The sequence below is a fragment of the Bacillus sp. JJ1503 genome (genome assembly GCF_036965125.1).
Classification (GTDB): domain Bacteria; phylum Bacillota; class Bacilli; order Bacillales; family Cytobacillaceae; genus Cytobacillus.
Map to the genome: position 1 here is coordinate 1 of NZ_JBALOZ010000055.1, position 20,710 is coordinate 20,710.

23 protein-coding genes and 1 pseudogene are annotated in these 20,710 nt (G+C 37.7%); 17 read left to right on the plus strand and 7 right to left on the minus strand.

From position 1 onward, the window contains the following. From V7149_RS05145 to V7149_RS05160, 4 genes and pseudogenes are all read right to left on the minus strand, one after another. Positions 1 to 348: pseudogene (locus V7149_RS05145) on the minus strand (TVP38/TMEM64 family protein); the annotation flags it as partial. A 138-nt stretch (positions 349 to 486) separates the two neighbouring features. Next, the gene (locus tag V7149_RS05150) at positions 487 to 2,598 is read right to left on the minus strand and encodes an MMPL family transporter (protein WP_335344577.1); all 2,112 of its coding nucleotides are present in this window, start codon (positions 2,596 to 2,598) and stop codon (positions 487 to 489) included. 103 nt (positions 2,599 to 2,701) lie between these two features. Further along, positions 2,702 to 3,289: a TetR/AcrR family transcriptional regulator gene (locus V7149_RS05155; RefSeq protein WP_335353490.1), complete on the minus strand. Its 588-nt coding sequence runs from the start codon at positions 3,287 to 3,289 to the stop codon at positions 2,702 to 2,704. Positions 3,290 to 3,454: 165 nt separating this feature from the next. Continuing rightward, positions 3,455 to 4,342, minus strand: coding sequence for a LysR family transcriptional regulator (locus V7149_RS05160; RefSeq protein ID WP_335344579.1), 888 nt, complete (start codon positions 4,340 to 4,342; stop codon positions 3,455 to 3,457). Positions 4,343 to 4,461: 119 nt separating this feature from the next. On the opposite strand from V7149_RS05160, the gene V7149_RS05165 reads away from it, so the two are divergent. The 10 genes from V7149_RS05165 to V7149_RS05210 all read left to right on the plus strand — a co-directional run bounded on the left by V7149_RS05165 (position 4,462) and on the right by V7149_RS05210 (position 11,065). After that, positions 4,462 to 5,508, plus strand: a complete 1,047-nt coding sequence (locus V7149_RS05165; protein ID WP_335344580.1) for a YeiH family protein — start codon at positions 4,462 to 4,464, stop codon at positions 5,506 to 5,508. A gap of 141 nt (positions 5,509 to 5,649) precedes the next feature. Next, positions 5,650 to 5,997, plus strand: a complete 348-nt coding sequence (locus tag V7149_RS05170; protein ID WP_335344581.1) for a hypothetical protein — start codon at positions 5,650 to 5,652, stop codon at positions 5,995 to 5,997. A 14-nt stretch (positions 5,998 to 6,011) separates the two neighbouring features. Continuing rightward, positions 6,012 to 6,275: a metal-sensitive transcriptional regulator gene (locus V7149_RS05175; protein WP_335344582.1), complete on the plus strand. Its 264-nt coding sequence runs from the start codon at positions 6,012 to 6,014 to the stop codon at positions 6,273 to 6,275. Positions 6,276 to 6,361: 86 nt separating this feature from the next. Beyond that, positions 6,362 to 6,841 carry a DsrE/DsrF/DrsH-like family protein gene (locus V7149_RS05180; protein ID WP_335344583.1) on the plus strand — a complete coding sequence of 160 codons (480 nt, stop codon included), beginning with the start codon at positions 6,362 to 6,364 and terminating at the stop codon, positions 6,839 to 6,841. Positions 6,842 to 6,861: 20 nt separating this feature from the next. Continuing rightward, positions 6,862 to 7,158, plus strand: coding sequence for a rhodanese-like domain-containing protein (locus V7149_RS05185; RefSeq protein ID WP_335344584.1), 297 nt, complete (start codon positions 6,862 to 6,864; stop codon positions 7,156 to 7,158). 49 nt (positions 7,159 to 7,207) lie between these two features. Further along, on the plus strand, positions 7,208 to 7,792 hold the full coding sequence (locus V7149_RS05190; protein ID WP_335344597.1) for a sulfurtransferase TusA family protein: 585 nt from the start codon (positions 7,208 to 7,210) through the stop codon (positions 7,790 to 7,792). 272 nt (positions 7,793 to 8,064) lie between these two features. Further along, entirely contained in the window at positions 8,065 to 9,177 is a 1,113-nt protein-coding gene (locus V7149_RS05195; RefSeq protein ID WP_335344598.1) for an MBL fold metallo-hydrolase, read from the plus strand. Positions 9,178 to 9,235: 58 nt separating this feature from the next. Further along, positions 9,236 to 9,466, plus strand: a complete 231-nt coding sequence (locus V7149_RS05200) for a sulfurtransferase TusA family protein (RefSeq protein WP_335344585.1) — start codon at positions 9,236 to 9,238, stop codon at positions 9,464 to 9,466. A gap of 48 nt (positions 9,467 to 9,514) precedes the next feature. Continuing rightward, on the plus strand, positions 9,515 to 10,291 hold the full coding sequence (locus V7149_RS05205) for a sulfite exporter TauE/SafE family protein (RefSeq protein WP_335344586.1): 777 nt from the start codon (positions 9,515 to 9,517) through the stop codon (positions 10,289 to 10,291). 300 nt (positions 10,292 to 10,591) lie between these two features. Beyond that, positions 10,592 to 11,065, plus strand: a complete 474-nt coding sequence (locus tag V7149_RS05210; RefSeq protein WP_335344587.1) for a hypothetical protein — start codon at positions 10,592 to 10,594, stop codon at positions 11,063 to 11,065. Between the two features lie 35 nt (positions 11,066 to 11,100). On the opposite strand, the gene V7149_RS05215 is transcribed toward V7149_RS05210, so the two are convergent. Genes V7149_RS05215 through V7149_RS05225 form a run of 3 tightly spaced genes read right to left on the minus strand, consistent with a single transcriptional unit; the run spans position 11,101 to position 12,914 of the window. Then, a complete protein-coding gene (locus tag V7149_RS05215; protein WP_335344588.1) occupies positions 11,101 to 11,481 on the minus strand; it encodes a 2Fe-2S iron-sulfur cluster-binding protein in 381 nt (126 codons plus the stop codon). Positions 11,482 to 11,493: 12 nt separating this feature from the next. Next, positions 11,494 to 12,333, minus strand: coding sequence for a family 1 encapsulin nanocompartment shell protein (locus tag V7149_RS05220; RefSeq protein WP_335344589.1), 840 nt, complete (start codon positions 12,331 to 12,333; stop codon positions 11,494 to 11,496). Between the two features lie 20 nt (positions 12,334 to 12,353). Further along, the gene (locus V7149_RS05225; RefSeq protein WP_335344590.1) at positions 12,354 to 12,914 is read right to left on the minus strand and encodes an IMEF encapsulin system ferritin-like cargo protein; all 561 of its coding nucleotides are present in this window, start codon (positions 12,912 to 12,914) and stop codon (positions 12,354 to 12,356) included. A gap of 280 nt (positions 12,915 to 13,194) precedes the next feature. Here V7149_RS05225 and V7149_RS05230 point away from each other — a divergent pair, with 280 nt between their 5' ends. The 7 genes from V7149_RS05230 to V7149_RS05260 all read left to right on the plus strand — a co-directional run. Continuing rightward, on the plus strand, positions 13,195 to 14,493 hold the full coding sequence (locus tag V7149_RS05230; RefSeq protein ID WP_335344599.1) for an ATP-binding protein: 1,299 nt from the start codon (positions 13,195 to 13,197) through the stop codon (positions 14,491 to 14,493). A gap of 176 nt (positions 14,494 to 14,669) precedes the next feature. Further along, the gene (locus V7149_RS05235) at positions 14,670 to 15,542 is read left to right on the plus strand and encodes an ABC transporter ATP-binding protein (RefSeq protein ID WP_335344591.1); all 873 of its coding nucleotides are present in this window, start codon (positions 14,670 to 14,672) and stop codon (positions 15,540 to 15,542) included. Positions 15,543 to 15,556: 14 nt separating this feature from the next. Next, positions 15,557 to 16,354: an ABC transporter permease subunit gene (locus V7149_RS05240; RefSeq protein WP_335344592.1), complete on the plus strand. Its 798-nt coding sequence runs from the start codon at positions 15,557 to 15,559 to the stop codon at positions 16,352 to 16,354. A gap of 18 nt (positions 16,355 to 16,372) precedes the next feature. After that, positions 16,373 to 17,023 carry a TetR/AcrR family transcriptional regulator gene (locus V7149_RS05245; protein WP_335344593.1) on the plus strand — a complete coding sequence of 217 codons (651 nt, stop codon included), beginning with the start codon at positions 16,373 to 16,375 and terminating at the stop codon, positions 17,021 to 17,023. A gap of 190 nt (positions 17,024 to 17,213) precedes the next feature. Next, positions 17,214 to 18,503 (plus strand): polysaccharide deacetylase family protein, encoded by a 1,290-nt coding sequence (locus V7149_RS05250; RefSeq protein ID WP_335344594.1) that lies wholly within the window; start codon positions 17,214 to 17,216, stop codon positions 18,501 to 18,503. A 115-nt stretch (positions 18,504 to 18,618) separates the two neighbouring features. Beyond that, positions 18,619 to 19,380, plus strand: a complete 762-nt coding sequence (locus V7149_RS05255; protein WP_335344595.1) for a MerR family transcriptional regulator — start codon at positions 18,619 to 18,621, stop codon at positions 19,378 to 19,380. A 230-nt stretch (positions 19,381 to 19,610) separates the two neighbouring features. Beyond that, positions 19,611 to 20,710: amidohydrolase (locus V7149_RS05260; protein WP_335344596.1), on the plus strand; the 1,100-nt coding region annotated here is incomplete at its 3' end.

The following is a 20,710-nucleotide window of genomic DNA, read 5'->3' on the forward strand; positions in this document are numbered from 1 at the left end:
TTTCTCAAGCATATGCTGAAATCTTTGAATTCTATTAATTCGCTTTAAATAATGACTGAAATGGTTTCGAAAGAAAATGCGTGCTAAGAAAAAATAGAGAATGGCTGCTAAAAATCCACCAGTCCAATTGATTAATGTACCAATCAGCACCCCATATTTTGCTCCCATTAAACCTGCAAATAAGGTAAAGGGAATAAACGGGATGGCTGCTGTCAATACAGAAAGGAAAAACATGAGGGGAAGGTCACTTGGGTCACTCTTTTGAATCCATGCAAAAATCAAATCTTTATTAAATAAACCGATTATTAAGATCACTAAATAAAACGAAAGAACCCACCATTTTTTCATTATTTAGCTCCGTCCTATGTATTTACATTTTATTTTCCGCACTAAGGACGATGACATTCCTATGAATGTTAATGTGAAAAAATTGGCATTGAGAAAGCCGGCATCTGCTTTCAGGCTGCCGATACCGGCTTTGAAAAATTAATTTGCTTTACTTTTACTTGCTTTTTCTTTTTCAAATAAAACAATAAGCCCAGGAAGTAATATACCTCTGATTAAAAACGTATCTAATAAAATGCCGACAGCGACAATAAATCCAAAGACAAATAATAATTCAACCGGCTGAGTCATTAGGACGGCAAAGGTTGCCGCTAAAATAATACCAGCTGAAGATATGACGCCGCCAGTATTCGCAACGGCTATTTCAACTGCTTCCTTCACGGAATGCTTTCGTCTTTCCTCTTGATACCTTGAGATTAGAATAATATTGTAATCGATTCCGAGCGCAACTAGGAAAACAAAGGAGTATAGTGGAACACGGTCACTTATTGTATGAATATCAAAGAAAAGATTGGTTAGAAACATTCCTAAACCTAAAGCAGCCAGGAAGGAGATTAAGATGGTCCCCATCATATAAATGGGCATTTTAACTGATTTTGTTAAAAGGATAAGCAAGCCAAAGATGAGTATTGTTTCTAATACGACAATAACAATCAAATCTCGATCATTAATGGTACGCTCATCAACTTTTGATGCCGTTTCCCCAGCAAAATAAAGGTTTCCTGTCATTTGGCTTTTAGCCACAATTTCCTTAGCGTCATCCCTAATTTTCTCTAAGGCGTCCATTGTTTCAATAGCATACGGGCTTTCATCGAAAGTTAGGCTATAATTAATTACCTTTTGGTTATCTGATATTCCATTTATACGGACATTATTAACTAAAGGCTGACCTTCTAACGCTTTTTTCAATGCCTCCTGCTGTTCGTCTGCTACGATGTCAGGTGACTCAAATAATACAGTGGTAGGCGCGAGATCTCCTTTATGGAAGTTTTCCTCAAGAATATCATAGCCTACCCTTGATGGCATATCGTCTGGGAAGGACTTCATTGTGTCAAATTCGTATTGCATATTGAACATATTACTTGCTGAAACAAGGAGAACGATCCCAATGACGGCAACAGAAAGACCAGGTTTTTGGACAACAAATCGTCCAGTCCGGCTCCAAAAGGAATGCTTTGGAATGAAGGTCTCTCCGACACGAGGAATCTTCGGCCAAAATGATTTCCTTCCGAAAAGTGTAAATAACGCTGGAATGAGCGTAACGGATGCGAGCATAATAATGACCATCGTTGTTCCAAAGGTCGGAGCGAAATTTTTGTAATCTCCAAATTGAGCAAAGAATAGTACGAGCATGGCAGCTAACACCGTTCCCCCTGAAAAGAAAACAGGCATCCCAGTTTCACGCATTGCCGCTTGCGTTGCATCATATTTACTTTCAAAGTTTTTTAACTCTTCACGGTATCTTGAAAATACGAAAAGGGAATAATCAATAACTGCCGCGAATAAAAGGATGGTCATAATAGAAAGTGTTTGATTACTCATAATGAGCCCGGCTGCACCCATTAATCCAAGCGTTTGCATGACCACTTCATAGACGAAGGCGGCTGCAAGAAGCGGAATTAGAGCCAGCAATGGAGAACGATAAATAATAACCAAAAGAACTAAAATTAATCCCACTGTTGATAAAATAAGCACGACATCGGCCCTTGAGAATAAATCCAGCGTATCAATTCCAATACCAGCAGGGCCTGTGACATATAAGGTTAAATCTGAATGATCTTTAACAAGCTTCTCGATTTTTTCCTTCGATTGTTTAATTTCTTTAATTTCAAACGAAGAATCGAATATTAACGGAACAACAGCTGTCTGTTTATCATCCGAGAAAAATCCGCCCGCTGCTTGTGGAGGGATGGAGGATAAAGGAATAACTTGCTGTACACCTTTAATATTTTCCCCAGCAATCCTGTCAAAAAGATCAGCAAGTTGCTGATATTCAATTTCCCCATCCTTAGATTGAAAGACTAATATAGCAGGCAGACCATCATTGTCTTTAAAATATGTGTCCAATTTATTTTGGGCAATAACCGATTGTGCATCCTTTGGCAGTGTATCGATAGAAGAAACCTGGTAATCTTTTGCGCTAGGAGCAAATAGAGCTAAGCCCATTGTCAATACAAGCCATATGGCTAGGGTGATCCACATGCCTTTTCTTGTTGTGACTCGGTCGGTAATGAAATGCAGGAAGGTTTTCATTTATACAACCCTTTCTTTTTAAGCTAGTGACACAACTGTCACTTTAATGAAAAATAAAAGACACTATTGTCACCAATATTATCTTTTAAAGGTGACAGTAGTGTCAATTGTTTTTTGTAAACATTCCGTGACAAATAATTTCTTTAATCGAGCTCACCCATTCCTCAGCGGGTACTCTTGTGTGATTCGGAATTGCAATGGTTTGAAAAATAAAGCCTAGGATAAGACCGTCCGGAATTTGAGGATTTAATATTTTTTCTGCTCTCCCTAAATCAATAAAATTTTGTAAATGTTTATACATATCAAGATGCTGTACATCCAGTTTTGCTTTATTTAATGTTACTTTTTTAGATATATTTGCTGGTATCTGCAGTGCAATGATAATAATTTGATGGATTTCCGAATGCTCAAAAATAAGCGCGAGGAGTTCATTGAATTGGGCTTCAAAGCCATCGAATTCCGTAATCTTCTGCAGCTTTAGAAGAAACTTTTCCATTTCATCGAGCATGTAATCGGTAATTAGCTCTTCTTTATTATCGTAGTATTTATACAATGTGCCTCTAGAAATCTCTAGGCGATCTGCTAGAAGACTAAAGGTAAACCCTTCATATCCATGAAGAAGCAATAACTCCTTCGTTGTTCTAAAAAGTTCATCAATCGAAAATTTCCGTTCCCGTGCCAAGCTGCTCACCTCTCTTTTATTATAGAACAAAAAGATAGATTCACAACAGAACATCACCAAAACAATCCGGTTAAAGGACATAGAATCAAGAAATCATCCAATGTATGTACTTTAAATCACTGTTAAAGGATATAGAGACAAGAAATCACTAGTTGTATGTCCTTTAAAACTTTTCTATTTTATTTTCGTATTCTGTTTAATAATTTCCAGGAAAACCTTCAATGCTTTTGTCTCAAAGGGAGAACTTAACACAGTTGAAAAGTCACGAGTAATGGAAAGGTCCTTCACCTTTAATACTTTTAATGTCCCAAGAGAAAGTTCCTTTCGAATCGTCCAATCAGATAATAAGCTAATGCCTAAACCAGCTTCAACCGATTCCTTGATTATTTGTGTACTGCCGAACACTAAAAGTTTTTTTGGAGTTATTTCATAGTTTGAAAACATTTTTTCAGCAGCTTCTCTCGTCCCAGAACCAGTTTCCCGGCAAATCCATGTTTCATTTTCTAATTCAGTCAGGGGAACTTCTCCCTTTATTTGGGCAAACCTATTTTGAGGAGAAGCTACAATGCTCATCGTATCTACAGCAAATGGCTCTACGACTAAGTGGTTATTTTTGTATTCCCCTTCTACAATCCCAATATCTAATTGGTGTCCAAGTACCAATTCAGCAATTTCCTTTGTATTCCCAATCGTAATGGAAGGGTTGATCAGAGGGTATTTTTTTTGCATTTTTGCAATCAAATGAGGCAAGATATACTCACCGTAAGAATAGCTTGCTCCGATAGAAAGTGCCCCACTCGGTTTATTCGTTAAATCATCAATAAGAAAGTTCATTTTTGAATAGAGTCCGATAATTTCCTTTGCATGATGGTAAACAATTTCCCCTGCTTTATTTAAGCGGACATATTTATTGCTGCGCTCTAAAAGAATCGTTCCCATTGTTCGTTCTAATGCTTGAATATATTGACTGACTGCTGGCTGTGTCATATGTAATTCTTCCGCTGCACGAGAGAAATTCTGCTTTTCCGCGACCATCACAAAAACTGCTAACTGCTGATCCATCTTCACACCACCCATTTACTATATGAATTTACTTATCATCACTATTATAAATTATTATTTTTCTTATTGTAAAAAAAGTATTATGCTGAATGAACAGATGATATTTTGGTGGTGAAAATATGGGAGCACACGCAAGAGCACTTACAACTAGTAAGGAGCCAATTCAGCCAGAAAAAAAACCAGCCCCGTTGGGAAAATGGGCTGGTGGCATCGCTTTTACATTTCTAATTGCCTTTTTAGGCTTTTTATTAGCAAAGGCACCTGGATTTGATCATGTTGGGCAGCTAGCATCGGCAATTGTAATTGCTATTTTGTATCGAAATTTATTAGGGTATCCAGAGTTTTTTCGTGCAGGAATTACATTTTCATCAAAGAAATTATTACGTTTTGCCATTATTTTATATGGGCTCAAGCTAAATATTGGAACCGTGCTAAGTGATGGTTTAGGCTTGCTCATACGAGATGCAGGTGTCATTATTTTTGCGATTCTCTTAACAGTTTGGCTCGCTCGTTTAATGAAAGCGGATAAAAACATCTCCCTTCTTGTCGGGGTAGGGACGGGGGTATGTGGAGCCGCTGCCATTGCTGCAATCGCGCCGATTATTAAATCGAAGGATGAAGAAACAGCAATTGGCGTAGGAATAATCGCACTAGTTGGTACGATTTTTGCGATTATTTATACCATCCTGCGTCCGATTCTGCCTTTGACAGATGTAGAATATGGCATTTGGTCCGGCATTAGTCTGCATGAAATTGCACACGTTGCATTGGCAGCAGCACCTGGCGGCCAGGATGCACTGGCAATTGGGCTGTTGGCAAAACTCGGCAGGGTATTCTTGCTCGTTCCTCTCTGTTTTGTTTTCATGTATTTGATGAGGAAAAAAAACACGGGTGATAATAACGCGAAAATTGAATTCCCATGGTTCTTAATTGGTTTTATCATTATGAGTGTAATTGGAAGCTATATACTTGGCCCGAAAATTCCGGTTTCAGATGGATTTATGAATGGAGTAGCGACTCTGACAACTTGGTGCTTAACAGCAGCGATGGTCGGACTAGGGCTAAATGTCAGCCTTCGCGATCTGCGTACGAAAGCACTAAAGCCATTAATTGCGATGGGGATTACGTCTATTATTCTATCTGTATTAGCTTATTTTATTATTTAGTCTTGTTCATTTTGTATAGTGATTGAAGATAGGAAGAGAATCCAACTTTGTATAAGCTGGATTCTTTTTAATTGTTGACATTATACCTATAGGGGTATAAGATAAGGCTAGTCATTAAAAAAATAAACAAGGGTGATTCAAATGGTCATTTTATTTATACTATCATTCAGCATCATTATTGGTGCTTTGTATATAAGATACTGCCCAGTTGGAAATGTTAAGTGTACGGAGTCACTCAGCCATCCTGCAGATTCAATAGAAATTGTTGATGTTAGAGATTATAATCAATCATATAAAGATCCTGTTTCAGGAGCTATTAATATTCCATACGCATATATGAAGAGGCATTATTCTGATATATCCAGTAAAACCATTCATGTGATCGCATCAGATTATTTGGAAAGAAACATGAGTATCCGCTTTTTAAGAAAAAGAGGGTATACAATTGCAGGGTATACATTAACAGATTGCCCCTGCAAAGATTATTAGAAAGGAGAATAATCATGGATTTCAATGATCAAATGAAAAATAGGGTTAAGCGCATTGAAGGGCAGCTGAGGGGAATCCTAAAGATGATGGAAGAGGAAAAGGACTGTAAGGATGTAATTACACAACTCTCTGCTGCTAGATCTGCGATTGATCGTACAATTGGGGTCATCGTTAGTTCAAATTTAGTAGAATGTGTGAGAAATGCAGAAGAAAATGGTGAGGGAAATACAGAAGAATTAGTTAAGGAAGCAGTAAATCTGCTTGTAAAAAGCAGATAGATTAAAAAAGGGTTGACACTCTTTTTTATTTTCATTAATATTATACCCATAGGGGTAAGGGTAAAAATAAAATTAGGAGGGTTACAATGACTCAGAAAAAATCAACAAATATTATCCTGTTCAGTGGGGAATACGATAAAGCAATGGCTGCTTATATTATTGCAAATGGTGCTGCGGCATACGATCATGAAGTAACGATTTTCCATACGTTTTGGGGATTAAATGCCCTGCGAACAGATGAAGAACGGATGATTAAGAAAGGCTTTATCGAGAAGATGTTTGCAAAAATGATGCCTAAAGGCGCTGATAAAATGGGCTTATCGAAAATGAATTTTGCCGGATTTGGGCCTAAAATGATTAAGGATGTAATTAAGAAGCATAATGCCATGACATTGCCACAGCTGATTGAAATGGCTCAAGAATTAGATGTTAAGCTTGTTGCATGTACAATGACAATGGATTTGCTTGGACTAAAGGAAGAAGAGCTGCTCGACAATGTTGAATATGCCGGTGTTGCAGCTTATCTTGCTGATGCAGAAAATGGAAATGTGAACCTGTTTATCTAAAGATACGAGGAGTGAATGTAATGAAACAGCTAACTGCAAATGAAGTGAAAGAATTAATAATGGAGGCTCAGCCGCTAAATCTTATTGATGTACGCGAAGTGGATGAGGTAGCTGCAGGAAAAATTCCGGGAGCACAGCATATTCCATTGGGATTACTTGAGTTCCGTATGCATGAACTTGATAAATCGAAGGAATATATCATAGTTTGCCGTTCAGGAGGAAGAAGCGGACGTGCTTGCCAGCTGCTTGAACGCTATGGCTTTAAAGTTATCAATATGGTAGGCGGAATGCTTGATTGGGAAGGCGAAATGGAATAATTTTTTTACACAAACAATACCCCTATGGGTAAAAATGGGAGGTTTAATGATGAAATCAATTAAAACAGACGTGGTACTAGATGCTAAGGGTCTTGCTTGCCCGATGCCAATTGTGAAAACAAAGAAGGCTATGACGAATCTTGAAGAAGGCCAGGTTCTTGAGGTCCAAGCAACAGACAATGGATCGAAAGCGGATATTCAAGCTTGGGCTAAAAGCTCGGGTCACCATTATTTAGGAACGTTAGAGGAAGGGGCGGTACTAAAGCATTACTTAAGAAAGTCAGATGGAGAGGAATCTGTTGAAAGAAAACATCCAGATGTTGTATCTAATGAGGAGCTTGAACAAAAGCTTGGAGGAGATGAGAGCATAGTTGTACTAGATGTAAGAGAATCAGCGGAATTTGTCTTTAACCATATTCCTCAAGCAATCTCTATCTCGCTAGGTGAATTGGATGAACGTATAGGTGAGCTACAACTGGAAAATGAAATTTATGTTGTATGCCGTACCGGAAATCGCAGTGACTTTGCTGCACAAAAACTCTCTGAGAAGGGTTTTACAAAAGTATTCAATGTTGTCCCAGGCATGAGTGAATGGTCTGGCAAAACAACAGGTATCGAGGAGACTAAAAGTTAGTGTAGAGGGTTCATAACGACCGCGGGAGGAGTTTTTCAAGAACGAAGGGTGGTTAAGAAGTGTCTATAACGACCTTTAGGGCAGTATTTCCGAAAGGAAGGTAGTTAAGAAGTGTTTATAACGCCCTTCAGAACAGTTTTACTGAGCGAAAGGGTGTCAAGGAGCGTCCCTGACATCATGGGTCTAATCGGAATTAATAAAATGGCTCCAAGCTAAATTTTTTTAAAATAAATAATACCATAGGGGGTAATCGAGAGGTGTCTGTAAATATCATGACAGCTAAAGAAGCAGCAAAGAAGGTTGTAAACAAAGAAGAATTATTTATTTTAGATGTTCGCAATGAAGGAGATTTTCAAGACTGGAAAATCGAAGGGGAAAAATTCGAATACTTAAATATCCCATACTTTGATTTACTTGATGGGGTGGAGGGTATCCTTGATAAACTACCTGCTGATAAAGATATTTTAGTAGCGTGTGCAAAAGAAGGCTCATCCATTTTTGTAGCAGAAATGCTTTCAGAAGCCGGCCGGGAAGTTTCATATCTAGAAGGAGGAATGAAGGCATGGAGCGAGCATTTAGAACCCATCAAAATCGGGGATCTAAATGACGGAGGAGAGATTTATCAGTTTGTCCGCATTGGGAAGGGATGCTTATCTTACATGGTTATTTCAAACGGCGAAGCGGTCATCATTGACGCAACTCGGATGACAGATGTGTTTCTCGACTTTGCAAAAAGTAAGAACGTAAATATCACCCATGTTTTCGATACACACTTGCATGCTGACCATATCTCCGGTGGACGTATGATTGCTGAAAAATCAAGTGCAACTTACTGGCTGCCGCCAAAGGATGCATCCGAGGTAACTTTTGAATTCAACCCATTAGAAGACGGCAATGTTGTGACAATTGGACATACAGCAATCAATGTTCATGCTCTATATACCCCAGGTCATACAATCGGCTCAACCTCCTTTGTGGTGGATGAAAAGTACTTGCTTTCAGGAGATATTTTATTCATTGATTCGATCGGAAGACCAGATTTGGCTGGACTTGCGGAAGACTGGGTAGGGGATTTACGTGAAAGCTTATACAAACGCTATCGTGAACTATCAGAAGAGCTAATCGTTCTGCCAGCACACTTTATGATTATTGAAGAATTAAATGAAGATGGCAGTGTTGCGGAAAAGCTTGGCACATTATTCGCTAAAAACCATGGACTAAATATTGAAGATGAAAATGAATTTAGAAAGCTTGTCACTGAAAACTTACCGCCGCAACCAAATGCTTATCAGGAAATTCGCAAAACCAATATGGGGAAAATCACCCCTTCCGAAGAAGAACAGCGTGAAATGGAAATTGGTCCAAATCGCTGTGCGGTGAGATAACAAGTGGAAGGCCTTGATGCTGCGGCTAGACAATAAAAATATCAGGAGGAATCACAATATGGAAACAGCAAAATTTTTAGACGCAAAAGGATTAGCATGTCCAATGCCAATCGTAAGAACGAAAAAGGCGATGAATGAACTTGTAGCTGGGCAAGTACTGGAGGTTCATACAACAGACAAAGGCTCTATCAACGACATTTCAGCATGGTCAAAATCAGGTGGGCATGAATTGGTGAAAAATGACGAAGAGAACGGCGTATATAAGTTCTGGATTAAAAAAGGGGAGTAAAAACTAAAGGGAGCCAAAATGGTTCCCTTTTCTTAAGGGGTGTTTAACATGGACTTATCATTTATTATAACGATCTTTCTCATTGGGTTTATCGGATCATATATTTCCGGGATGCTCGGAATAGGAGGTTCGATTATTAAATACCCGATGCTGCTATACATCCCGCCATTATTTGGTTTAGTGGCATTTAGTGCTCACGAAGTGTCGGGGATCAGTGCTGTACAGGTTTTCTTCGCAACAATCGGAGGCGTTTGGGCCTATCGTAAAGGCGGCTACTTAAATAAAACCTTAATTGGTTATATGGGTGTTAGTATATTAATTGGAAGCTTTGTGGGTGGATTCGGTTCTAAGCTTATGTCAGAGGGCGGAATTAATGTGATCTATGGAATATTAGCATTAATTGCAGCTATCATGATGTTTATTCCTAAAAAGGGAATTGATGATATCCCTTTAGATCAAGTTAAATTTAATAAATGGCTAGCAGCTGTACTTGCATTAGTTGTTGGTCTTGGGGCTGGGATTGTTGGTGCTGCTGGTGCATTTTTATTAGTGCCCATTATGCTTGTTATATTAAAGATTCCAACTAGAATGACCATTGCTTCATCTTTAGCGATTACTTTTATTTCTTCAATCGGAGCAACAGTTGGAAAGATTACAACTGGACAGGTGGATTATGGTCCGGCGTTCATTATGGTAGTTGCAAGTTTAATTGCCTCCCCTTTAGGAGCAATAGCGGGAAAAAAAGTAAATACAAAAATTTTGCAAATAATATTAGCTTTATTAATTTTTGCAACTGCGTTAAAAATATGGATTGATATATTATAATAATGGGTTCAAAAAGGGAAGATGATTTTATTTGGACAGGAATATGAGAAAACATCAAAACCTGTCTAGATAACTAGTTTTTTTCGGAAATCTGATAAACTGCCCCAAATCTGTCCAATAATCTGACTCATAATATCTAGGTTCCATAAAGATTAGCCGTATACAGAATAACTTGCACCAGATACCGGATACAGTTTTCCGGTATTTTTTGCATATGATCTTCTTGTTCAAGTCTTATTGACAATGATTATCATTTTCTCTACAATGAAAATAAGTTAATTCACTCTTGGGAGGAACAACATGAGTATGCTGCATGGCTTGAAGGATATTGAAACGGTTATTTCTAATAAGCGTAAAATTGGAGGAGCAGCGGAAGCCGCGATGCTGAAGTTAACTTCAGGTGAAGTCTTCCAACACCCCGTATTTACAAATATCGACAAGTCAAAAGGACAGTATGTTTCCCTTTGCTTTATTGACGAAGAAGGTATGAATGTTTGTATTCATGTCGATCAAATTGCCATAATGAAGGGCTTAGAATATAAATTGATCTGTCAATTAAACAACGAAAAAGTAAAGCAACTCATGCTAACTGATACATTGCAATACTTGCAAAGATTATGCGAAATTAACGATGGCTTTGTAACACCAACATTTAAAAGAGAAGCATTGGTTCTTGTTCGGGATATTAGTGTAAAAGTACTTGAAAAGAAAGAAATCACCTTGCCTTTTTCAGTAGATGATAATTTAATACAATTCAATAGAAAATTTGCCTAAATACGAAAAAAACGAGGTCGCCGCCTCGTTTTTTTCTATACCCTGAATTCTGACTGGCATGCAAGACGAAATCCCTCACTCAATGAATTCTTTAATTTCTTACGCTCCAGTTCATTTGGCGACTGCAAAAGGAAAGAGCCAGCATCAATTTTCACTATACATTGGCCACAGGTTCCTTTGCGGCATTTATATTGCAATGCTTGTCCTTGCTTGAGAGCAGTATCTAAGAGAACTCTTCCTTTAACTAAATGAATGGCAAAACTTTTCCCATTTTGTGAGACGATTATTTTTGGTGTTATTTTCGCAACTGGTAATTTTTTTTCATCATTGTTACCTAAGCTTTTCGTATGAACGACAAAGTCCGCTGCCACTTCTTTCGGAATAAGCGAGCCAACCGTCAGCATCCTTCTATTCAAGAAACTTACTCCTTATTTCTCCGGATTATCCAGTGTACAAATTGCGGAAGGCTGTTTGATTCTAAGAACGACTGTTTCATAAACGCGGAATGGATGATTCATGCCTTCATCCCCAAGATAGGCAATATCAAAATCCTCAGAGATGGCTAAATCTAAATTATTCCTGCCAGTGTTAACAAGTACGCCTGTTTTTCCTTTTAAAACAGGTGATTGAAAAACACCGTCTGTGACAAGCTCGCGAACATGCTCAATTTCCAGTACATTCGTATCCTTATGTACACGATGCAAAAGGGAGTAAAGCTCTGGGGACAAGACAAGTGCATAAGGTCCATTATGGTTCATATCAAGCAATTTATTTCTGGCATCCACGACATCCTGAAAGGCGCTTCCTGACTCATACCAATTTCTGATTAAGTGGGTGAGCCGTCCTCTTACACTCATTAATCCTGGAATATCAAATTCCTTTGATCCGTGAAAAATCATCTGATCCTCTAAAATAGCGACATCACGTGAGGCATTGGCCGCACTGGAAAAATCGATGGGAATGTCCAGTACCTTTGCCTGCTCAATATCACGCCAATAAAGAACAAAATCCTTATAGAGCATGGGGATCGTATAATTAACGCGTTTGCTTGATTCGATAATTGTGTCAAAGGACCCTTGGAAATCAATTTTCGCTTCATGGCTTTCAGTGTAAATATCGTTAAAAATGCTTTGCACGCCTCTGCCAAGCGGCCCATATAATTCGATAAATCGGCGCCCTATTAACTGTCTCCGGGCAGCATCTATGACAATCTGCTGAAGATGATTGTACTCTGAACTAGAAAAAGGCAAATCTGGTGAATAACTCATTTCTTCTCCTCACTTTAAAATTATCTTAAACTACCTACCGTAAATCCTTTTTTTCCTGAACTCATTTTCATCTCCTGTACCGTGACAGGAGTGGCTAAATGGTCATGGTGTTCATCATGATGGGCATGTGGATCCACATAATCATGGTCGAATTGCTTATTTATTCCCATCAGCATTTCTTTTACTTGCTGATAATCAGCATAGGCATCCGTTCTTAATTTTTTTAGTAACGTGCTCCGTTCTTCATCCGTAAATTGAAAGAGTGCTAAATCCAGGTGTTCAACAAAATTATGTAAGCCGAACTTTTCAAGGTTTAATTCCTGCAGAAGTCGATTAAATTCATTGTTTGTTGGGGTAAATGCATGATCGTCTTTTATGCCTTCGAACTTAGCAATAAGGGGAATTAATATTTCCAGTCGAGAAAGTCTTTGTTCCTCTTCCTCGTAAATATGGTGGTAATATAGTCGCTCATGATCATCTTTAGCAAACTCTATGACAGGATCCAGCATACTCATAAATTTTTCAATCGCTTCCTTCGTTGTTGAAAAAATCCGATAGAATATCGTTAACTCATCTCTCAAAAACCATTACACCTCCTGCGCTTTTCACTGTTACTCATTATGGTCCATGACGGCAGGTATTCATACATACAAAGAAAAGATTAAAATAAATATTTCAGGGAATTTCCTTATAGGCATTTTTTTTTATCCATGCTATTATTTTAATATTCAAATTTATTTCCCTCATACCTTTTTCCTATGTTAGATTGGGTCTGTTCTTGCCACTAGTAATTGGAAAAAGGTAAATCGCAGCAGGAAAGTGAGTTGGAATTTAAATCTTATTGGGGGAGGAATTAGCGTGATGATTGATGGAAGCAGCAATTTACTCTTAAACTTATTAGTTATTCTTATTACGATGACTGTTCATCAATTTTGGGTAGAAAGTAAACCAAACTGTTCTTTTGTCCAAAAATATGCCATCTTATTTACATCTGCTGCAGCTATTCTTCTATGTATGGTCTTTTCCTTTTATGTGGAAGGGGGCGTTCAATTTGATTTGAGAAGAGTACCCCTTTGGTTCGGAACTATTTATGGCGGTCCAATGGTAGGGATTATACTTACAGTGGAAACGATTCTCGTACGTCTATTTACCGGAGGAACTAACGGAGCTACTGGTGTGATTATTACTTTAATCACTACTCTTCTTTTTACCGCGATAACGATCTTGATTCGACCCTTTTATTTTCGTTTGAGAACTTTTAATAAAGTACTGATCGCATCAACGATGATTACGATGTTTTCCTTTATCATTTTAGTAACGGTTTCATTTTATAATAATGAATTGTTTTCATTTAAACTTTGGTCGGGCTTCTTGCTTACCAATCTGATAGGAATTATTCTTGTTCATCTATCATTGGAAGCAATTAGGAGGAACTATTTACTTCGGATGAAGCTTCTACATTCAGCTAAGATAGATGTTGTCGGACATTTAGCTGCTGCTGTTAATCATGAGGTGAAGAATCCCCTTACTACCGTTCGCGGAATGATGCATTTACTGAAAGAAGATCAGTCTCTTCCGACTGAAAAAAGGGAAGCTTTTTTTGAAATTGCATCGCAGGAGATAGATAGAATTGATAAAGTTGTATCTGACTATTTAACGTTTGCAAGGCCATATCCTGATAAAATTGAACAGATATCGGTACAAAAGGTTTTATCTGAGTCTGTTGACATTGTAAAGCCTTTGGCAGAACAGGCAAAAATTCAACTTGATATATCCAGCTGTTGCCCTTGTCACGTTTCTGGAGATCACTCTAAATTTGTACAAGCCTTAGTAAATATTTTAAAAAACAGCATAGAAGCCTCGACTATTGGAGGACAAATAAAGGTAAGAACTGAAATAAAAGAAGATTTATGCATAATTTCAATAAAAGATAACGGTGCTGGAATGAGTGAAACCATCCTTGGCAAATTAGGAGAACCTTATTTTACGATGACAGGCAATGGTACTGGTCTCGGCATGATGGTTGTTTTTCGAATCATTGAAAGCATGAACGGAAAAATAAATATAAAAAGTAAACTAGGTGTTGGAACGGAGGTCATCCTTGAAATCCCTACATCCACTTGTGAAAAAATGAAGATAATGATCCCGAGGGTTGGTTAATGCCTTTATGTGAAAGTGAGAACGCTAATGATTTTACAATAGCGTTCTCACTTTTTTTATAATCCGTCATATATGTATAGATGTTAGGGAAAATATTGACTCATCAGTCAATTGATATTAAGATTAAATTGACTATTCAGTCAATATCTGTTTGCACTCAAAAGGAGGGTTTAGATGTGGGTATTGTAGAGCTTAAGAATTTAACGAAATCCTATAAAAAGAATCGAGGGATTATGGATGTTTCTTTTTCCATTGAAGAAGCTGAGATTTTTGGGTTTATCGGTCCGAATGGTGCAGGGAAAAGTACAACAATTAGAACCCTATTGAATTTCATCTATCCGACGAGCGGCAGTGCAACAATTTTTGGCAAGGATATCATTAAACATTCAAAGGAAATTAGGCAAAACGTTGGTTATTTGCCATCTGAGGTTCATTATTATGATGATATGAAGGTTGTTGATTTATTAATATACTCGGCACGTTTTCATGGAAATTTTAACAGCACCAGAATGAAGGATTTGGCTGCTAGACTTGATCTTGATATCAATCGGAAAATTGAAGACCTCTCTTTTGGAAATCGCAAAAAAGTAGGAATAGTGCAAGCCTTGCTTCATGAACCAAAGCTGATCATTTTAGATGAACCAACGAGCGGGCTTGATCCTTTAATTCAGAATCACTTTTTCGAGCTCCTTGCAGAAGAGAGGGATAAGGGGGCGACCATCTTTTTCTCCTCCCATATTTTAAGTGAAGTTCAGAAAATGTGTGATCGAGTGGCGATTATTAAAGAAGGTAAGCTCGTGGCAGTTGAAACGATTGAACATCTGACGAAAAATAAAGTGAAAAATATTACGATTACATTTGAACAGTCTGAACAGTTTTCTTTTACAGTGGATGGGATATTAAAACGAGAAGTAAATGGAAAAGAAGTAACTCTGCTTTATAGCGGGGAGATTAAAGCACTTCTTCAGCATCTTATTGATTTACCTGTTCAAGATGTGCTTATAGAAGAGCCGACTCTTGAAGAAGTATTCATGCACTATTATGAATAGAGGGAGGGAGATCAATGATTTTTAAAAGGGAGTTTAGACGCGGGCAAAAGTCACTCATCATTTGGAGCTTGGTGCTTGCGGGATTAATTATCTGGCTATTGAGCATTTTTCCTCAGTTTGCCGAGGGGCAGAAGTCAATTCAGGCTTTGTTTGATGCCTATCCAGAATCCATGAAGCAAATGTTTGGGATGGACCGGCTTAATCTGGGAACATTAATTGGTTTTTACGGCATTGAGGTCTACATGATGACGACTCTTTTAGGAAGTATTTATGCAGCAATGCTCGCCTCAAACATTCTTGCCAAAGAAGAAAATGAAAAAACGATTGAATTTTTACTATCTAAGCCTGTGTCAAGAAGCCAAATTGTAGCGGAGAAGCTTATGGCTGTGATTGTCAATATAGTAATCTTAAACATCGTATCCACGATATCGAGTATCATTGGCTTTCAGTTTGCTAAAGAAGAAGCGATCCCGTGGAGCACTTTTGCATTGCTGACCATATCAACTCTGTTATTGCATGTAACTTTTGCTGCGCTAGCCTTTATGTTCTCTTCGATTTTGAGAAAAACAAGGAACGTCCTATCGATATCACTAGCGGTTGTGATTGTTTCTTACTTTATCAATATCATGTCAGGTTTATCCGAGGATTTGGATATCCTTAAATATTTCAGCCCGTTTAAATATGTTGACGCAGCTAATATAATTAATGAACATATTATTGAATCAATTTTCTTGCTACTAATGGGAGCAATTATCCTTATTAGTATCATCGTCTCATTTATGATATATAAAAAGAAGGATATTTCAGTCTAAAAAAGTAGGTGCTCATTCTTGTATTCAGTTTTTGAAAAGCAGCCACAGGAGAAAAAGGATCTAATTTTAAAAGTGGCGATTGAGGAATTTGTAAAAAATGGCTTTGAAAAAGCGTCTACCGATACGATTACGAGCAGAGCAGGCATTTCAAAGGGGATTCTTTTTCATTATTTTAAAAGCAAGAAAAATTTATATATTTATCTGGTAAGTTATTGTGTCGATCTCCTTACCGAAATAACAATGGAAGCACTAAGAAAGGTGAAATCAGATGACTTTTTTGAAAGGGTAAAAGAAATTTTTCTATTGAAGCATGAAATCATTGCGCCCTTTATGCAGGAAACGCTGCTTATCACTGATGCCTTATTAAATCCCCCTGTTGCAATGAGTAAGGAAATGCAGGACATTCTTAATAAACATTTTGAAACTTATCAAAAGGAATTCATGCTGGAGCATATTTATCTTAAAGAGCTTATTCATATAGATAAGCTAAGAGAAGGAATTTCTGTTGATACAGTTATTAATATGACGATGTTTATTGGTGATCAATTAGGAAATAAATATCAAGCACTCTATAAAAATAAGCTTTATGACTTTTTCACAGAGCCAGATCCCCTTGCTCAGGAGTTAAATGATTACCTAGAAATTGTGAAAAATGGGGTATATAAATAAAAGATAAAATGTTGCAATTGGCCCAGCGGTTCTGTATAAATAGACTATTTATCGCAGATTAACGGGCTGTAAGACACCCACTTCAAGAAGTTGAGTAAAACAAAAAATTACTCAGTGGGGGATGAAGGTAAACCCCCACTGATTGAAGTTTCACTTTATAAGGCATTAATAGATCCAGGGGGTATGTTCTATGACGATGCAGAATATCATAAAGCTCACAGTATATTTATCTTTGCTCTTTGTCATATCCGCTTGTAATTTTGTAAAGAACCCCCCACCTGAAAATATCCATCAAAAAGAGAATGCCTTACAACCAAAAGAGGTAAAGCCTTCCGCAATAAATTTGGATGAAGTGCTGGAAAAGGCTCAAACTGGGATGATCATTGATAGTCCATTTAATGTATTGAATAGCAATATAGAGCAGGTTAAAGCCCAATGGGGAGAACCCGACAAAGTAGACAAAGCAGGCTACGGTTCCTATGCTTCCTATCATAATAAAAATGTCGTACTAGGGTTTAATATGCAGGATGAAATCTTTGATGTCCGTTCCTATAGGAAGAATTTAAATGAAGTTACACTTGAACATTTGGAAGAAGCATTTGGTGAGCCATCGGATATAAGAGAGCTTAGTAATGAGAAAATTTATGTTTACATTTTAAAAGAAAACATTGAATTAAAATTTGTGATTCCGAAAAATAAAACTGGAGTCAATCACATATCTGTTTTTAATCCGCAAAGAGCTATGGTAAAAAGTCAAGCAGATAATGAGTATTCTCTCGATATTAAAGGGGCATCGAATCAATTGACGGCTGCAGCTTGGAGAAAAATGAAAAATTGGCGAGAGCAAATCGTCCTTTTTTCGCACGAGCAGAAAAATGTCTATATAAATGGTCCCAATAGAAAAATGGTTGCGTTAACCTTCGATGATGGGCCTGATGAAACTGTCACTCCAGCCATTATTGATATATTAGATGAATATCAGGTACCAGGCAGCTTCTTCTTTTTAGGGAAAGAAGTTGTGAAGCACCCAGATGTGGTAAAGGATGCTTTTGAGAAAGGAAACTTGATCTTAAGCCATAGCTATAATCATTTAGACTTAACTCGGCTGAATATTGAAGAGATTCGAATGGAAATGGATAAAGCAGGAGAAGCGATAAAGTCGGTAATAGGCAAAGAGCCGGCAATTCTCCGGTCACCATATGGGGAAACGAATGACCAAGTTGCTGCTGTTGCGCAAGAAAAAGGCTATTCGATTATACTTTGGTCCATTGATACGCTGGATTGGTCACAAAAGGAAGCCGAAAACATTACAAACAATGTGGTGGAAAATGTTCGAAATGGCGATATTATTCTCATGCACTCTGATTCTGATAAGACGGAGACTCAAAGAGCTCTTCCATATATAATTGAAGCATTGCTGGAACAGGGATTTGAAATTGTTGACTTGGAAACATTATTACATGTAAAAGCTTATAAATAGGTGTTTGAATGGGCCCATTACCTCGATATTCGGTAAGGGTTTTTCTTTTTGAAAAAAGCTATTGACCTTAACGTTGCGTCAAGGTGTAAATTTAATTTAAGAGGAGGTTTTGCGAATGGAATATACGGTGCAGGGATTGGCAAAATTAGCTGGGGTCAGTACCCGGACATTACGATATTATGATGAAATTGGCATTCTAAAGCCGGCAAGAATGAATTCATCAGGATATCGGATTTACGGGAAGTCAGAGGTTGATAGATTGCAGCAGATACTTTTTTACAGGGAATTAGATGTGAGTTTGGACGATATAAAAAACATCATAACATCACCAGCCTTTGATGGGGCCCATGCACTAAGAGAGCATCGCGAAAAACTCCTGGAAAAAAGAAAACAGCTAGATGCCTTAATTACTAATGTGGAGAAAACCATTGAACAAACAGAAGGGAGAATTCAAATGACGGATAAAGAAAAATTTAGTGGATTTAAGAAGAAAATGATTGAGGATAACGAGAAGAAATATGGGAAGGAAATGCGAGAAAAGTATGGCAATGATACAATCGATCAATCTAATGCAAAGCTCATGAATATGACAGAAGAGGACTATGAAAAGGTCACAAATCTGGCAAATGAGGTTACCGCTACTTTAGCAGCAGCGTTCGCAATAGGAGATCCAGCAGGTGACCTAGCCCAAAAAGCAGCAGATTTGCATAAACAATGGCTATGCTATTATTGGAAAGAATACAGTAAGGAAGCGCATGCGGGTCTTGCCCAAATGTATGTGGATGATGAGAGATTTACGGCATATTACGATAAGGAGCAGCCAGGCACAGCTGAGTTTTTAAGGGATGCTATCTACATTTATACGGGGATAAAGTAAAGAGAATGGATTTATTGTCAGACTTTTTTGTTAATTATTTAAAAATAACTTTTTAGAAAAATAACAAAACTTTATTGCGTCAATGTGATAAAAGTGATATCTTTATATTCAAATAATAATAAAAAAGTAATTAATGGTCATGTTTCTAAAGAATGCTTGCTAATTAAGGAGCATTTTTTATTTTTACTTTCTGAATGTGAAAAGTTTATCAATGTTTTAAGGAGGTTTTTATGAAAAACGAAATATTCCGTATTCTTGAAAGTGACTATCCTTTAATGGTACAAATTCGCCGAGATTTTCATATGCATCCAGAACTTTCATTTAAAGAGGTAAGAACCCCTAATAAGATTGCCGAGTTTCATAAAGAACTAGGATTAGAAGTTAAGACAGGGGTTGGAGGGAGAGGTGTAGTTTCAACATTAAGAGGCGGAAAGCCGGGAAAAACAGTTGCTTTAAGAGCAGACTTTGATGCCCTGCCCATACAAGATGAGAAACAAGTTGAATATAAATCAAAAGTTGAAGGAGTCATGCATGCGTGTGGACATGATGCGCATACTGCGAGCCTGCTTGTCTTGGCAAGAGCATTAACTAGTGTGAAAGAAGAAATTGCAGGAAATATTGTATTTATTCATCAGCATGCAGAAGAGGTACTTCCAGGAGGGGCAATTGCCATGATTGAAGACGGCTGCCTTGAAAACGTTGATGCGATTTTTGGTACGCATGTTAGGTCAACGATTCCGTATGGAAAAATTGGCTATCGATCTGGATATATGATGGCAGCTCCTGATAAATTCAGCATTAACGTGATCGGAAAAGGCGGGCATGGTGCATATCCGCACGAAACGGTAGATGCAATAGTACTAGGTAGCCAGATTGTTGCTAATCTACAAAATATTGTAAGCCGCAAGTTGAATCCACTAGACACTGCAGTTGTAACGGTAGGGTCATTTCATGCGGGAAATGCCTTTAATGTCATTTCAGATAGGGCAGTTATCGAGGGAACCGTTAGAACTTTTGATGAAACAGTACGAACTAAAATTGAAGAAGAGATTGGAAATATTGCTAAAGGGATTTGTATGTCGGCAGGTGGATCGTGTGAATATACATATACCCGTGGCTACCCATCACTATGGAATCATCCGAATGAAACAAATCTTGTTGTAGAAGCAGCAAATAAAGTGATTGCGCCTGAAAATGTGTTTGAGATTACACCAATCATGGGTGGAGAGGACTTTTCTTACTACTTAAAGCATGTGCCTGGTTCATTTTTCTATACATGTGCAGGGAAGGCGGATATTAGTGCTAACTTTCCGCATCACCATCCTAAGTT